At 72.1% G+C, this 15,969-nt stretch carries 8 protein-coding genes; 4 read left to right on the top strand and 4 right to left on the bottom strand.

Annotated elements, in window-relative coordinates:
- Positions 1-29: 29 nt before the first annotated feature.
- A complete protein-coding gene (locus OG974_RS14660) occupies positions 30-3,017 on the bottom strand; it encodes a bifunctional [glutamine synthetase] adenylyltransferase/[glutamine synthetase]-adenylyl-L-tyrosine phosphorylase (protein ID WP_327283137.1) in 2,988 nt (995 codons plus the stop codon).
- Between the two features lie 1,005 nt (positions 3,018-4,022).
- Here OG974_RS14660 and OG974_RS14665 point away from each other — a divergent pair.
- Both OG974_RS14665 and OG974_RS14670 read left to right on the top strand, forming a co-directional pair.
- Positions 4,023-6,302 carry a PIG-L family deacetylase gene (locus OG974_RS14665; protein WP_371643371.1) on the top strand — a complete coding sequence of 760 codons (2,280 nt, stop codon included), beginning with the start codon at positions 4,023-4,025 and terminating at the stop codon, positions 6,300-6,302.
- A 188-nt stretch (positions 6,303-6,490) separates the two neighbouring features.
- Positions 6,491-8,581: a PIG-L family deacetylase gene (locus tag OG974_RS14670; protein WP_327283140.1), complete on the top strand. Its 2,091-nt coding sequence runs from the start codon at positions 6,491-6,493 to the stop codon at positions 8,579-8,581.
- A gap of 58 nt (positions 8,582-8,639) precedes the next feature.
- Here OG974_RS14670 and OG974_RS14675 read toward each other — a convergent pair whose 3' ends face one another.
- Positions 8,640-9,974 carry a hypothetical protein gene (locus OG974_RS14675; RefSeq protein WP_371643373.1) on the bottom strand — a complete coding sequence of 445 codons (1,335 nt, stop codon included), beginning with the start codon at positions 9,972-9,974 and terminating at the stop codon, positions 8,640-8,642.
- A 308-nt stretch (positions 9,975-10,282) separates the two neighbouring features.
- Complete coding sequence (locus tag OG974_RS14680; protein WP_328762548.1) at positions 10,283-11,197, bottom strand: phosphatidylinositol-specific phospholipase C; 915 nt, start codon at positions 11,195-11,197, stop codon at positions 10,283-10,285.
- Between the two features lie 349 nt (positions 11,198-11,546).
- On the opposite strand from OG974_RS14680, the gene OG974_RS14685 reads away from it, so the two are divergent.
- Positions 11,547-13,910, top strand: a complete 2,364-nt coding sequence (locus OG974_RS14685) for a helix-turn-helix domain-containing protein (protein WP_371643375.1) — start codon at positions 11,547-11,549, stop codon at positions 13,908-13,910.
- 101 nt (positions 13,911-14,011) lie between these two features.
- On the opposite strand, the gene OG974_RS14690 is transcribed toward OG974_RS14685, so the two are convergent.
- Positions 14,012-15,373 (bottom strand): glutamine synthetase family protein, encoded by a 1,362-nt coding sequence (locus tag OG974_RS14690; RefSeq protein ID WP_327283144.1) that lies wholly within the window; start codon positions 15,371-15,373, stop codon positions 14,012-14,014.
- A 173-nt stretch (positions 15,374-15,546) separates the two neighbouring features.
- Between OG974_RS14690 and OG974_RS14695 the strand changes: the two genes are divergently transcribed.
- Complete coding sequence (locus tag OG974_RS14695; protein ID WP_328762574.1) at positions 15,547-15,957, top strand: hypothetical protein; 411 nt, start codon at positions 15,547-15,549, stop codon at positions 15,955-15,957.
- The last annotated feature ends 12 nt before the right edge of the window (positions 15,958-15,969 follow it).

Raw genomic sequence — 15,969 nt, forward strand, 5'->3', positions numbered from 1 at the left:
GTCGGACCGCCGCCGGGGAACCGGACCGCTCAGGCCCCGTAGAACAGGTCGTCCACGACCGCCCGGGCCCGGCGGGTGATGCGGCGGTAGTCGTCGAGCAGCTCGCCGGCCGTGCCCTCCGCGTAGCCGAGGTAGCGGCCGACGGCCGCCAGCTCGCGGGCCTCCGACGGGAAGGTGTCTCCGGCGCGGCCTCGGACCAGCATCACCGCGTTGCGGACCCGGGTGGCGAGCACCCAGGCCTCGTCCAGGATCTGCGCCTCCTCGGTGGCGATCAGCTCGGCGGCGCGGGCGGCGGCCAGGGCCTCGCGGGTCCGGGTGGTGCGCAGGCCGGGCTGCGACCAGGCGTGCCTCATCTGGATCAGCTGGACGGTCCACTCGACGTCGCTGAGGCCGCCGCGGCCCAGTTTGGTGTGGAGCGTGGGGTCGGCGCCGCGCGGGAGGCGCTCGGACTCCATGCGGGCCTTCAGACGGCGGATCTCGCGGACCGCGTCCTCGCCGAGGCCCTCCACCGGGTAGCGCAGCGGGTCGATCAGCTCGATGAACCGCGCGCTGAGGTCTGCGTCGCCCGCGACCGGTTCGGCGCGCAGCAGGGCCTGGCTCTCCCAGGTCAGGGACCAGCGCCGGTAGTAGGCGGCGTACGAGGACAGGGTCCGTACGAGCGGCCCGGAGCGGCCCTCGGGGCGCAGGTCGGCGTCGATGAGCAGCGGCGGGTCGGCGGTGGGGAGTTGGAGCAGCCGGCGCATTTCGGCGATGACCGTCTGGGCGGCCTTGGCGGCTTCCTGTTCGTCGACGCCTTCGCGGGGTTCGTGGACGAACAGGACGTCGGCGTCGGAGCCGTAGCCGAGCTCGTGGCCGCCGAAGCGGCCGACTCCGATGATCGCGAAGCGGGTGGGCAGGGTTTCGCCCCAGTGGTCGCGGACGGCGGCGCGCAGGGCTCCGGCGATGGTGGCGGCGGTGAGGTCGGAGACGGCGCCGCCGACCAGGTCGACGAGGGCTCCGGGGTCCTCCTCGGCCGGACTGTCCTCCGTACCGTACGAGCGGATGATGTCGGCGGCGGCGGTGCGGAACAGCTCGCGGCGGCGGACCCCGCGGGCGGCGGCGACGCCGGCCTCGGAGCTGTCGGCCCGGCCGACGGCGGCGAGCACCTCCTGTCCCAGGGCCTCGGGCGTACGGGGTTGGAGTCCTTCGGGGTCGCCGAGCAGGGCGACGGCTTCGGGGGCGCGCATCAGCAGGTCGGGGGCGAGGCGCCCGGCGGACAGGACGCGGGCCAGGTTCTCGGCGGCGGCGCCCTCGTCACGGAGCAGCCGCAGGTACCAGGGGGTCTTGCCGAGGGCGTCGGAGACCTTGCGGAAGTTCAGCAGGCCTGCGTCCGGGTCGGCGGAGTCGGCGAACCAGCCGAGCATGACCGGGAGCAGGGTGCGCTGGATGGCGGCCTTGCGGGTGACTCCGGAGGCGAGGGCTTCGAGGTGGCGCAGGGCCGAGGCCGGGTCGGCGTAGCCGAGGGCTTCGAGGCGCTGGCCGGCGGCGCGGGGGGAGAGCCGGGTCTCGCCGGGGGCGAGCTGGGCGACGGCGTCGAGCAGCGGCCGGTAGAAGAGCTTCTCGTGCAGGCGCCGGACCACGGAGGCGTGGCGGCGCCAGGCCTTGTTGAGTTCGGCGACGGGTTCGGTGCGCAGGCCGAGGGAGCGGCCGAGGCGGCGCAGGTCGGCCTCGTCCTCGGGGACGAGGTGGGTGCGGCGCAGCCGGTAGAGCTGGATGCGGTGCTCCATGGCGCGCAGGAACCGGTACGCGTCGTTCAGCTGGGCGGCGTCGGCGCGGCCGACGTATCCGCCGGCGGCGAGGGCGTGCAGGGCGTCGAGGGTGGTGCCGGAATGCAGGCCGGCGTCGCTGCGGCCGTGGACGAGCTGGAGCAGCTGGACGGCGAACTCGACGTCGCGCAGGCCGCCGGGGCCGAGTTTGAGCTCGCGGTCGACCTGGGAGGCGGGGATGTTGTCGACGACGCGGCGGCGCATCTTCTGGACGTCGGCGACGAAGTTCTCGCGTTCGGCGGCCTGCCAGACGAGGGGCGTTATGGCATCGATGTACTGGGCGCCGAGGTCCGGGTCGCCGGCGACGGCGCGGGCCTTGAGCAGGGCCTGGAACTCCCAGGTCTTCGCCCAGCGCTGGTAGTAGGCGAGGTGGGAGGCGAGGGTGCGGACGAGGGGGCCGTTGCGGCCCTCGGGGCGCAGGTTCGCGTCGACGGGCCAGATGGTGCCCTCGATGGTGGTCTCGGAGCAGATCCGCATGAGGTGGGAGGCGAGGCGGGTGGCGGCCTGGAGGGCGTTGCCCTCGTCGGCTCCGTTCGCGGCGTCCCCGACGAAGATGACGTCGACGTCGGAGACGTAGTTCAGCTCGTTGCCCCCGCACTTGCCCATGGCGATGACGGCGAGCCGGCAGGCGGCGGCGTCATCGGGTGCGGCGGCGCTCGCGATCCGGAGGGCGGCGCGGAGGGTGGCGGTGGCGAGGTCGGCGAGCTCGGCGGCGGTCTGGGCGACGTCGATGGTGCCGCAGACGTCGCGGGCGGCGATGGACAGCAGGCAGCGGCGGTAGGCGACGCGCAGGGCGACGGGGTCGTGCGCGCCGGCCAGCCCGCGCTCGAACTCGGGCAGCCCGGGGTGCAGATCGGCGGCCTCGTACGTGACGAGGGCGTGCCAGTCGCGGGGATGGCGGGCGAGGTGGTCGGCGAGCGCCTCGGACGCGCCGAGCACGCCGAGGAGGCGGTCGCGCAGCGGCTTGGCGCTGACGAGGGTGTCGAGGAGCACGGGCCGCTCGTCGTCGCTCTGCGCCTCGGCTAGCCGGACCAGGCCGAGGAGGGCGAGATCGGGGTCTGCGGTGGCCCCGAGGGCGTCGAGGAGCACCGGATCGGTGCGTACGGAGTCCAGCGCATCGGAGTCGAGCAGCCGGGCTGCGGCCGAGGGGTCGGTGAACCCGCTGCGCAGCAGCCGGATGAAGGTGCTGCTCCTGCGTCCCGGGACTGTCATCCCGCCGCCTCCCGCGTACGTCGCCGCCACTGCCCAAGGCCCGGGCGTCCTGGGGGGAGCCTAGCCGGAGCAGGCGTTCGACTCACCGGCGTGTCCCGGCACATAACCTGACGCGGATTGTCGGATTATCTGGATACTTATTCCGAACAAGCTCCCGAACGCCCTTCCGGACACGTGCCCTTGCTTCGGGCCGCTACCCGCCCGAGGACCCACATGCCCGACGGACCCCCCGCCCAGGGCCCTTGGCACGCCACCGGCCCGGCCGGCCCGGCGTGGAACGGACCGCACGCGGACCCGGCCGGCCCTGGCGGCCCGTCGGCCCCACCACCGCACCCCGGCCCGGGCCAGGCGCAGCCGTGGCCGGGCGAGCCGTCCGCGTACCCGTCACACCCCGGCCCCGGCCCGGCACAGCCCTGGCCAGGGGAACCGTCGGCGTACCCCGGCCCGGACCAGGCACAGCCGTCGCCGGGCATGCCGTCCGCGTACCCGTCACACCCCGGCCCGAGCGCGGCACAGCCCTGGCCAGGGGAACCGTCGGCGTACCCCGGCCCGGACCAGGCACAGCCGTCGCCGGGCATGCCGTCCGCGTACCCGTCACACCCCGGCCCGGGCTCGGCGCAGCCCTGGCCAGGGGAACCGTCGGCGTACCCCGGCCCGGACCAGGCACAGCCGTCGCCGGGCATGCCGTCCGCGTACCCGTCACACCCCGGCCCGGGCGCGGCACAGCCCTGGCCGCAGGGCGGACCGGCCGGGAGCCCGGCGGCCGGACCCGGCTGGGAACCGGCGGTCGGACCGGCAGCGGGCCCGACCGCCCCGCCGTACACGGGGGCTTGGGCAGCGACGGGGCCCGACGCCCCGTCCGCCCCGCCCGGCAGCGGGACTTGGCGGGGCGCGCCCCCGCACGCCCCCGCCCCGGCGGCTCCCGGAGCCCCGCTGCACGACCACCGCGGCGGCATACCCGGCGCCGTTCCGGCCCGGACCCGGAGCGGCCCGCCCCCGCACGCCGTGCCCGGCACCGCCACGGCCGACGCACCCGACCCCCGCCGCGCCGCGCTCCGTACGGGCACCGCCGAGCCCGCGGACACCGCCGACACCGCCGACACCGCCGACACCGCCGGCAGCCGCTCCCGTCGCGCCGCGCTCCGTACGGGCACCGCCGACGCCGACCCGGGGGGCCGTCGGCCGGGGCGCGGGGGCGCGGGCCGGGCGCGGAAACGGGCGCGGGTCGTCAAGGGCGTGGCCTTCTGCGCGGCCGCCGTCGCCTCCTGCATGCTCGTACTGCGCGCCAACGAGGCCCTCGGCGGCATCGGTCACCGCCCGACGGCCGCCCCGGCGGCCCCCGTCGACGCACCCGACCCCGGCCGCGTACTGCAGATCGTCGCCCACCCCGACGACGACCTGTACTTCATGAACCCGGACCTGCGCTATTCCATAGCCTCCGGCCACCCCGTCACCACGGTCTACCTCACCGCCGGCGAGGCGGACGGCATCAACGCCACCGAAGGCAAGCAGGCGTCCACCCCGCCCAACAAGCCCGCCTACGCCGAGGCCCGCCAGAACGGCATCCGCGCCGCCTACGCCAAAATGGCCACCGGCGACCGCGCCAGCGCGTGGAAGCGCACCGTCGTCCCCACCAAGGGCGGCGGCCACGCCGAGGTCGACGTCCTCCTCGCCAAGCCCGAGGTCAACCTCGTGTGGCTGCAGATGCGCGAGGCCGGCACCGTCTACGACAGCGCCCCCGACAGCCTGCACGGCCTGTGGGACGGCAAGGTGGCCCGGCTGGAGTCGGTGCTCGCCTCCGGCACCCCCGCCAAGCAGCGGTTCTCGTACTCGAAGGAACAGGTCGTCCAGACGATCACCGGTGTGTTGGAGCAGTACAAGCCGACCACGGTCCGCGCCCAGGACCCCACCCCCGGCCGGTTCCCCGACACCAAGCGGTACACCGACCACCAGGACCACTTCTACGGCGCCCGGTTCGTACAGGCCGCCCTCGCCGCCTACGCGAAGGACGTCGGCCCCGAGCAGCGCCCGCACTTCGCGGTGCAGAACTACGTCGGCTACTTCAACGGCTCCCTGCCCAGGGCCCTCGATCCGGACGAGGCCAAGGAGAAGCTGGACATCCTGGACACCTACGCCTGGCTCGACAAGCAGAACCACTGCGGCAGCGACGCCGGCTGCGGCGACCTCAAGGTCGCCGACCACCCGGCCGGCAACGGCTGGACCTCGACCGTCAACTACGCCCGCGGCACGAGCACCTCATGGCTGACCTCCGACAAGGAGCACGGCCTGTGGGCCTTCAAGGTGCTCGACGGCCAGGTCGCCGTCTGGCACCGGTCCGGCCCGATCGGGGCGTGGAGCGGTCCGCGGCTGCTGCCCGGCACCGGAATGGACCCGGGCGTGTCCACCGTCACGCTGCCGGACGGGCGAATAGCCGCCTTCGGCACCCGTACGTCCTTCGGCGCGCGCCCCACGGACTACCGGCGCGAGGTCGTGTACGCGGTCCAGAAGGGCCCGGGCGCGCCGGAGTTCGGCGACTGGCAGTCGCTCGGCACGCCCGAGACCGTCGACGAGAACTGGACCTCCGACATCAGCGCCCCCGCCGTCTCGGTCGACGGCACCGGTCAGTTGGCGGCGTACGTCCGCGACGGCGCGGGCGGCCTGCGCGGGCGGGTGCAGGCCGCGAACGGCAGCTGGGGCCCGTGGGTGCAGTACGGCGGCACCGACCTGCACGGCACCCCGGCCACCGCGACCGACGGCGCCGGGCGGCGCATGGTGTTCGCGGCGACCACCAAGTCCGTGCTGGGTTGGGTGCAGCCGAAGCCGGGCGCGCCGCTGGGGCCGGCCACGGCGACGGGGCTGCCGGACACGACGCTGCCGCTCACCGCGGAGGGGCGCGAGGGCGGGGTGCGGTTGTGGTTCCGCAAGCCGGGTTCGGGCAACGTCCGTACCGCCCTGGTGACGGGCGACGGCGGGCTGAAGGCGAACGGGCTGACGGACCTCGGCGGACTCCAGGGCTTCGGCGCGGTGACGGCGAGCGGGCACGTGCTGGCCGGCCGGTCGGCGGGCGGCCGGCTGGGCTCGGACCTCGGGTCGGGGCGGCCGTGGGAGCGGTCGCCGCTGATGTTCGTCGGAGCCCCGTCGGCCACGACGACCGGCAAGGACATGGTCAGCCTGGCGGTGGTGGGGCTCGACGCGCGACTGTACGTGACCTCGTCGGCGGACGACGCGAACGCTCACCTGGCGCCGTGGCTGCCGGTGGGTCCGCGCAACGTCACGCCCCGCTGAGGCACCGGCTGGGGCCAAGTAGCATCCACATCCCGGGCACATGTCACCGGATCAAAAACGTACGGGCACAATCACATCCGGTCGTTTTCGGAAAGCAGGAGTCATCGAGCCCATCGGTGAACCAAGTCACCCGATTTGGCCTCTCACTCAATGCAACGACCGTCCGGAACGACCCCAAGGCGTGACCGATGCCGATTGCCCGTCGCCGCTTCCTGCTCGCAGCCCTCCTTCCCGTACTCACCGTCGGTGCCACCGGCGTGCTCGCGGTCGCGACCGGCCAGCAGACGTCGGCCGAGGCCACGCAGGAGAAGGGCCCGGCCGTCGCACTGCCCGTGAGCACCACGTCCGGATCGATCGTCCAGATCGTCGCCCACCCCGACGACGACCTGTTCTTCATGAACCCGGACCTCAGCCGTTCGCTGACGGCCGGCCTCCAGCTCACCACCGTCTACCTGACCTCCGGCGAGGCCGACGGCCGCAACGAGGCCCACGGGGCCGGCGCCACGGACCCCGAACAGCCCGCCGACCGCGCCCACTACGCGGAGGCCCGGCAGAACGGCATCCGCTCCGCGTACGCCCAGATGGCCACCGGGGACCGCACCAGCGCCTGGAAGCGCACGGTGATACCCACCACGGGCGGCGGGCGGGCGGAGCTCGACGTCCTGATGGCCAGGCCGCAGGTCAACCTGGTCTGGCTGCAGCTGCGCGAGGCCCGCAACCCCACCGCCGAGAACCCGGACAGCCTGCGCGGCCTGTGGAACGGCAAGATACCCGCGCTCGGAGCCCAGCTGACCTCCGGAACCCCGGTCAAGCAGCCGTACGCGTACACCAAGGACCAGCTGGTCCAGTCGATATCCGGGCTGCTCTCGCTGTACAAGCCGACGACGATACGCATGCAGGACCCGACGCCGGGCCGCTACCACGACACCGGCAAGTACACCGACCACCAGGACCACATGTACGGCGCCCGCTTCGTGCAGGCCGCCACCGCCGCGTACGCCGCCCAGGCCGGCGACCGCCCGCGGTTCTCGGTGCAGAACTACCTCGGCTACCACAACGGCGCCCTGCCGCACGCGCTGGACCCGCAGACGGCCGAGACGAAGATCGGCTACCTCAAGACGTACGCCTGGCTCGACCACGAGAACTACTGCGGCAGCCCCTCCGGCTGCGGCGACCGCAAGGTGGCGAGCAGCCCCACCGGCCGCAACTGGGCCCAGTCGCTGCGCTACGCCCGCGCCGACAACACCTCCTGGCTGGCGGCCAGCGGCACCGGCCGGCTGTACGCCTTCGCGGCGCTGGACGGGCAGATGGCCGTCTGGACCCGGCAGAGCGGCCCGGCCGGCTGGACCGGCCCGGCCCTGCTCCCCGGCACCGGCATCGACCCGGGCGCGAACACCACCCGCCTCCCCGACGGCCGCATCGCGGTCCTCGCCACCCGCACGAACCTCGGCCCGGCGCCCGCAGACTACCGGCGCGAGATCGTGTACGCCGTCCAGACCGCGACCGACGGCCCGTTCGGGCCGTGGCAGTCGCTCGGCACCCCCGAAGGACCCGACGAGGACGGCACCTCCGCGATCAGCGCGCCCGTGGCCACCGTGGCCCCGGACGGCCGGCTCACCGTCTACGTCCGCGACTCCCACCGCACCCTGCGCGCCCGCGAGCAGCAGCCGGACGGGGGCTTCGGCCCGTGGCAGCACCTGGGCGGCGAGGACCTGCAGAGCGACCCGGTGACGGCGGTCGACGCCGCCGGGCGGCGGCAGGTGTACGCCGCCACCACCAAGTCGGTCCTGGCCTGGACCCAGCCCGCCCCGGGCGCCCCGCTCCAGGGGCCGTTCCCGACGGGCCTACCGGCCACCACCGTCCCGCTCTCGGCGGCCCCGGAGGGCGCGGGCACCAGGCTGTACTTCCGCCGTCCCGACTCGGGGGTCGTCCGTACCGCCCTGGTCACGGCGGGCTCCGGCAAACCGCAGGTCTCCAGCGTCTCGGAGGCCGGCGGCCGGGCGGGCTACGGCGCGGTCGCCGTCGCGGGCCGCCTCCTGGCGGGCCGCGCGGAGACGGGCACGGTCAGCACGACGGGCCTCGGCGGCCCTCCGGCGTGGACGGAGTCGAAGATGCTCTTCGCGGGCGCCCCGGCCGGTGTCCTCGAACCGGCGGGCGCGACGACGACGGCGGTCCTGGGCCTGGACGCCGAACTCCACACCACCACGACCCCGCCCGCCACCCCGGACCCCACCCAACCGTCCCGCACCACCTGGCACCCCGCGCTCCCCCGGACCTAACCCCGCGCCCCCGACCTGCGGCACGGCCGTCACCAGTCGTGCGCGTGAGCCATCGCGTTCAGAGGAACACGTCGTCTTCACGACCGGGCCAAGCGAGCGTGATCCCCACGCGCTCGCACAGGTCGACCCACCGCGACTCCGACGGCTCGCGCTCCACCCACAGGACAGCACGCACGGAGTCCGCCCTGTCCCTGAGCCTGTCGTGGTAGTCGAGCAGTTGCCCGATGCCCGTGCGCAGCTGACGCGTCTCGTTGGCCGGCGTCAGCGACTTCACCTCGCACACCGTCAACTCGGTGGCGACCGGGCGCCACCCGATATCGAAGTCGGGGTCCGCGAGGCCAGGTGACAACACCTCCAGCCCGCGCGCCTCGGCCGCCTTCGCCAAGTCGTTCTGCAGCTTGCGGTGCGCCTTGAGGTTCCTCCCGACGAGATCGGAATCAGAAGGGCTGAGCTGGGCGGGGGAGGGCTCTACCGATTCGTCCGCCACGCGGTATCCACAGCCGACCGGGACGCTCGCCGGCTGGGTGGTGCTGCCGACCGGCACCAGGTGGAACCGGATGACCTTCCGGAGCGGCCCGCCGCCCGTCTCCGGCGCCTCCCCCCACGAATACGGCTGCTCCGGGTCCACCGCGAACTCGCCGACGTAGCGGACGACGCCGCGCGACCCTTCGAAGAGCCGCAACGCGAGCCCCAGGCTCACGTGGTCCCGGGTGGAGGCGTTCCCCAAACTGTCGAAGGTCTGCGGCCCGGTCTGGCCGTCTCCCGTGTAGTGGAACGTGCCGTCCTCGGCCCACTTGTCGAAGTAGCCGTGCTGGTGGCCCGTCTTCGGATCGCTGAACAGCAGTACGTTGTCCGACTTGGCGCACTTGCTGATGCCGCCCTGGCGGCTACCGCCGTACCGGTCGTGCAGCTCCTTGCGCTTGATGGTCTGGCCGGGGAGCAGGTGCCAGGCAGGGGCGGTGTCCCCGACCTGCCCGCTGGCGAAAGCCTCTTCGAAGGCACTCCACTGCTCCTCCGTCACCCTGTGGGGGTTCGTGGCGAACAGGGAGCGCAGCGGGGACCGCTCTTGAAAGCGCGCGTCCTCCTGGAAACGCTGCCGCGGGACCGCCTGCGTGAGCCACTCGTCCATGACCAGCGGCGCGTACCAACGCGTCCCCGGGTCCTCCTGCCAGTACTCGTCGGGGGCGCTCGCCTGCTGCGTCGGGACGCCGGTGATGCGCCCCCTGCCGACGAGTCCGCCGCGGGGCCCCGTCACCCACATGACGAACTGGTCGCCTGCGACCAACTCCTTGAGGTGCCGCCCGACGCTCCAGGAACTCAGGTCGTGCCCGTCCTGCCGGTACCTGTCGAGCTCGAACATCTCCTGGTTGCACGCCAAAAGCCACGTCGCCATACCCACCCCCGTCGGGTCGAGGAGATCAACCACACGAGGCTACGACAGGGGTACGACAGGACACCCGGGCGCCGGCGGGGGCCGGGACTCCCCGAAGGACACGGCACGGGCATCTCGCCCGAGCACACGCGAGCCGGCCACGGATCGAACGCGATGCACGGCGGTCGAGGTCCGGCAGAAGGAGACCTGGCCGCCGGCAAGAGCACCGCGGCGGCGCGCAACGGCCGGATCCTCTTCGAGGGCGAATCCGGGCAGTCGACGACGCCGCCGCGGGCGAGGAAGTGGGGAACGCCAGGGCCGCGCAGCCCTTAGATGAAGTTCTTGTCGACCAAGAGGCTCACGACCTCCCGATAGAAGTCAGGGTAATCCATCGGGACGATACCCAAGTGGGTCCTCTCGTTCCTCCTGTCCTTCAGATACTTGATGACATCCGGCAAAATGATCTTTGTGGTCACCTGGGGCCACATGTTGTCCGAGTAGCTCGTGAAATTCACATACATCTGATCGGCGTTTTGGTTCCGCCAGGCATCGTCGAAATGATTCACGATGGCCTTGATCTTCGCGAAATTGTTAGTGTTCCAGATGTCCTGCGTATTGAAATACTTGCTGCCGGACCAATCGAGTATGCCCCAAGTGTTTTCGAAGTCTGCTGCCACGATGACCTTGCCGCGAACCTGCCCCAAATGGGGCCAGGACGGGTTAGTCCAGACCAGACTCCTGTAGCCCAAGTCGTCCAGGTAGTAGTTGAAGCGGCGCCGGAACTCTACGGGGTCAAGGGCCTGCCCGCCCTCGTTTTCATTCTTCACCCGCATGATGACGGTCTCGCTGCGATACTCTCGCAAGTACCTGCGGCAGTCTTCCAGAACATCCTGAAAACGCTTTTCCTGATACCAGGAGCCGTGGTAGACGCCAAGCTCGTTGCGCGCACCCTGAAGGCCATTCAAGCGAATGTCGAGGAAGCGAATTCCGCGCTGGAGCTGTTCGGTCACACCCCAATTCTGGGTCTGCGCCCACTTCGTTCCATTACTGGGGTCCGTGCAGCACGAATCGTGGGTGCCAGGGATCGTGAGGTGGGGAAGATAGGTATTGTCAGGGAGCCGGGCCATCCACGAGAAATAATAATCAGCTGCATGGGCGCTCGCCGGCAGGCCGAGTGTGGCTGCGGCGGCCATACCACCGGCGCCGACTCCCCATTTCAAGACGTCACGACGGGTGGGGCTCATACTTGTTCTCCACATCATTGCGAGATGTACACGAATAAGGGCGGCGAAGAAGATCCGGAATCCAACCGCGTCGGCTTCGGCCAGCCCGAGGCAGAACGCGCCTCCAGCACGCCCTGCGATCCATCCCTCTTGCTCCCACTCACGGCGATGCTCCTTCTAGGAGTCCGACGGGGCGAGGGAGCGCGGGGCCGGAGCGCGTCGGCCGGCTCTGGTCCCGGGTCCGCGGTGTCCAGCCAACCCGTGGGACGGGGAACGGACCAGGAAGTCGCATCGGCAGAAGTGGAGTTGACATACTTCTGCCGGTAGGTCCGCCGGTTCGGGGGACCGCGCTGACCAGGGGATTTCAGCCATGAGTAGTGGGGGGTTCGCCGCGCGCCTGTACGCCCTGCGGACGGGTGCGAAGCTCAGCCAGGAGGAACTGGCGCAGGCCGCGGGGGTCAGCGTGCGGGCCGTGTCGGACATGGAACGCGGTCGCTCCCGGGGGCCACAGCGCCGCACGGTCCAGGCCCTGGCCACCGCCCTGGGACTGGACGCCACCGGCGCCCGCGATCTGGAAAGTGCCGCCGCCCTGGGCCGCCCCCGCCCCCGCCGCGCAGCCAGGCCCGCCAGCCCGCCGGCAGGCCGAACAGCGACACAGTCCACCCCGCACCACACGCTGGGACTGCCACGCGATCTCGCCGACTTCACCGCACGCGGCCCCGCCCTGGACCGGCTCCGCACTCTGGCCGAACACCTCGACCCCGCCCACCCACCCGTCGCGGTGGTCTGCGGACAGCCCGGCCTGGGCAAGACCGCCTTCGCCGTACACGCCGCCCATGCCCTCGCCCCCCACTTCCCGCACGGGCAGTACGCCATCGACCTGCGCGGCATGGACCCCCAGCCCACCGCTCCGCGCGACGCACTCGCCCGGCTGCTGCGCGCCCTCGGCGTCGCCGACAGCGCCATCCCCACCACCACCGACGACCGCAGCGGGCTCCTGCGCTCCGTACTGCGCGAGCGCCAAGCACTGCTCCTCCTGGACAACGCCGCCGACGAGGACCAGGTCCGCCCCCTGCTGCCCGGCCGCAGCCCCACGCTCACGCTCATCACCAGCCGCAACACCCTGGCCGGCCTCGAATCGGTCCACCGCCCCGAACTGACCCTGCTGCGCCGTGAGGAAGCGGTCGAACTCCTCACCCGCGTCATCGGCCCCGAGCGGGTCGGCCGGGAGAGCCAGGCCGCCCGCGATCTCGCGGACCTGTGCGGGCACCTCCCCCTGGCCGTCCGCATCGCGGCACAACGCCTCGCCGCCCGCCCTGACGAACACCTCACCAAACTCGTCACCCAGCTCGCCGAAAACACGACGCGCCTGGACACCCTGCAAGCCGGCTCACTGCAAGTCCGGGCCGCCTTCGCCCTGTCCTACCGGCAACTACCCCCGCCAGCCCGCACCCTCTTCCGCCGCGCCTCACTCGCCGCCGGCCCCGACTTCAGCCCCCGGAGCGCCGCCCTCCTGGCCGGCCTGCCCCTGCGCCAGGCAGCCAGGTGCGCGCAGGACCTCACCGACGCCGGACTGCTCCAGCCCCACCCCACCGCCGACCGCTACCGCTTCCACGACCTCCTCCGCCTCTTCGCCGCCGAACAGCTGGCCGAAGAGGACGAGCCCGCGCACATCACGGCCGCCCTGAGCCGGGCCGACCTGTGGACACTGCGCCGGGCGACCGCCGCCGCCCGGTTGTTCGACACCGAACCCCACCCCGACACCAGCCCCGATCCCGACCCGGACCCCGCCACCGCGCCCACCGACCACGATCAGGCCCGGAGCTGGTTGGAGGCCGAGCGCGCCCAATGGCTCGCCGCCCTGGGCCGCGCCCAAGACCGCGGCCTGCACCAGCAGGTCATCGACGCCGCCGAGGCGATGCACTGGTTCTCCGACCGCACCCCGCACTGGGAACTGTGGGCACAGGTCTTCCGGCGGGCCGTCAGCTCTGCCCGCGCCTTGGGCAGCAAACGGGACGAGGCCATCCACCTCAACTACCTGTCCTGGGCCTACAACATGTGCCTCTACGACCACGCCTCCGCCCTGACCACCGCACGGGCCGCCCTGATCGCGGCACGCGAGAGCGGCGACCAGCTCCAGGTCGGCTGGGCCTTGGGCTACGTGGCCGGAGCGCTCCACCGGCTCGGACGCACCGAAGAGTCGATCACCCGACTCCAAGAAGCAGCAGACCACCTCCACAGGCAGACCTGCGCACAAAGCCGCCTGGCCGAACTGACGGTCCTCAACACCCTGGGCCAGCACCTGCGCCACACCGGCCGAGCACAGGAAGCCCTGACCATCCACCGCCGCAGCGAAGCCATCTGCCGCGCCGGCGTCCCCGGAAAGCCACAAGAACTGATCGGCCTCTACCTCGCGGTGACCCGCCAGCACATCGGCAACGACCGCGCAGCCCTGCACCAGTGGAACGAGGCCGAAGACCCCCTGCGCTACGCCCTCACCCACTTCGAGGCCGCACACATGCCCGCCTGGAGCGAACCAGCACGCCTCGACCTCGGCATCGTCCTGCGCCACCTCACCCGGCACCGCGAAGCCCACGAGACCCTGACCACCGCCCACGACGCCCTCGTCCGGCTGAACAACCCCCGCCACATCGAAGCCGCCGACGAACTCCAGCAACTCAACTCCGTGTTCGACGGTCGGCCACGAGGAGACTCGGCTCGCGCCAGGCGATGACCACACGGCGGATCGGGGACCGGAGGATCAGCTGGGAGGGTGACACGCCTCCGGGCCGGCGGTCATGGACCGCCGGCCCGGAGCGTCGTGCACGCCTGCTGTTACAGCACCGGAAGGTTCTTGCGGAGCTCGAAGGCCGTGACCTCGGAGCGGTATTCCTCCCACTCCTGCTTCTTGTTGCGCAGGAAGAAATCGAAGACGTGTTCGCCGAGGGTTTCGGCCACCAGTTCGCTGCGTTCCATCAGGGAGATGGCCTCGCCGAGGTTCTGCGGGAGGGGTTCGATGCCCATCGCGCGGCGTTCCGCGTCGGAGAGGGCCCAGACGTCGTCGTCGGCGCCCGCCGGGAGTTCGTAGCCCTCCTCGATGCCCTTGAGGCCGGCGGCCAGCAGGACGGCGTACGTGAGGTACGGGTTGGCGCCGGAGTCGATCGAGCGGACCTCGATGCGGGAGGAGCCCGTCTTGCCCGGCTTGTACATCGGGACGCGGATCAGGGCCGAGCGGTTGTTGTGGCCCCAGCAGATGTACGACGGGGCCTCGCCGCCGGAGCCGGCCGTGCGGGATGAGCCGCCCCAGATGCGCTTGTACGAGTTGACCCACTGGTTGGTGACCGCCGCCGTCTCCGCCGCGTGGCGGAGGAGACCTGCGATGAAGGAGCGGCCGACCTTCGAGAGCTGGTACTCGGCGCCCGACTCGTAGAAGGCGTTGCGGTCCCCCTCGAAGAGGGAGAGGTGGGTGTGCATGCCCGAGCCGGGGTACTCCGAGAAGGGCTTGGGCATGAAGGTGGCCTGGACGCCCTGTTCGAGCGCGACCTGCTTCATGACCAGGCGGAAGGTCATGACGTTGTCCGCCGTGGAGAGCGCGTCCGCGTAGCGGAGGTCGATCTCCTGCTGGCCCGGGGCACCCTCGTGGTGGCTGAACTCGACCGAGATGCCCATGGATTCGAGCATGGTGATCGCCTGGCGGCGGAAGTCCATGCCGACGTTCTGCGGGGTGTGGTCGAAGTAGCCGGAGTTGTCGGCCGGTACCGGGCGGGTCCCGTCCAGCGGCTTGTCCTTCAGCAGGAAGAACTCGATCTCGGGGTGGGTGTAGAAGGTGAAGCCCAGGTCGGAGGTCTTGTTCAGGATGCGCTTGAGCACGTACCGCGGGTCCGCGAAGGAGGGGGAGCCGTCCGGCATCAGGATGTCGCAGAACATCCGGGCGGTCCCGGGGGCCTCGGCGCGCCACGGCAGTATCTGGAACGTGCTGGGGTCCGGCTTGGCGATCATGTCGGACTCGTAGACCCGCGCGAAGCCCTCGATGGCCGAGCCGTCGAAGCCGATGCCCTCGTCGAAGGCCTGCTCCAGCTCGGCGGGGGCGACCGCGACGGACTTCAGGAAGCCCAGTACGTCGGTGAACCACAGGCGCACGAAGCGGATGTCGCGCTCCTCAAGCGTCCGGAGGACGAATTCCTGCTGCTTGTCCATGCCTTCATCCTCGCAGTTCAGACGGCCTGTGTACCACCTCCCCCGAGGGCGGGGGCACAGTCGGGCGGGCCCAGTATCGCCGGCCGCGGTTTCCGCCACATTACGCACCCTTGAAAGATGGCGGCACCCCCGCACTGACCGTGGGCCGGTCATGAGCATTACCATCTGCGCCCATGGGGGGCTGGGAGCACATACGGCGCGGGCGCATCGGGCGCCACGTACGTCGGCGCGCCGTCATCGCGGTCGCCCTTTCGGTGCTGCTCGGAGCACTGTTCCTGTGCGTACGGCCGGGTGATCCGCACGCCGTGGGCGGCGCGGCGGGAGCGCCTGCGGCGAGTGCCGCGAGCGGGCCCACCCACGAGTACGGGACGCGCGCCGTCTGCGTGTCGCCCGACGAGCCGCCCGGCTGCTCCCCCTTCTCGCACGTGGCCCCCGGCGTCCTGCCCGCCCCGCCGCCGCCCGTGACCGTGGCGGGCTCGGTCCCGGACACCGTCGCGCGCACCGCCGGCGCCGGGCCGGCCCGGCCGCCCGGGACGCTCGCCCGTGCCCCCGACCTCCATGCCCTCCAAGTGCTGCGGACCTGACGGGTCCGGGCG

The sequence above is a fragment of the Streptomyces sp. NBC_00597 genome, from assembly GCF_041431095.1.
Classification (GTDB): domain Bacteria; phylum Actinomycetota; class Actinomycetes; order Streptomycetales; family Streptomycetaceae; genus Streptomyces.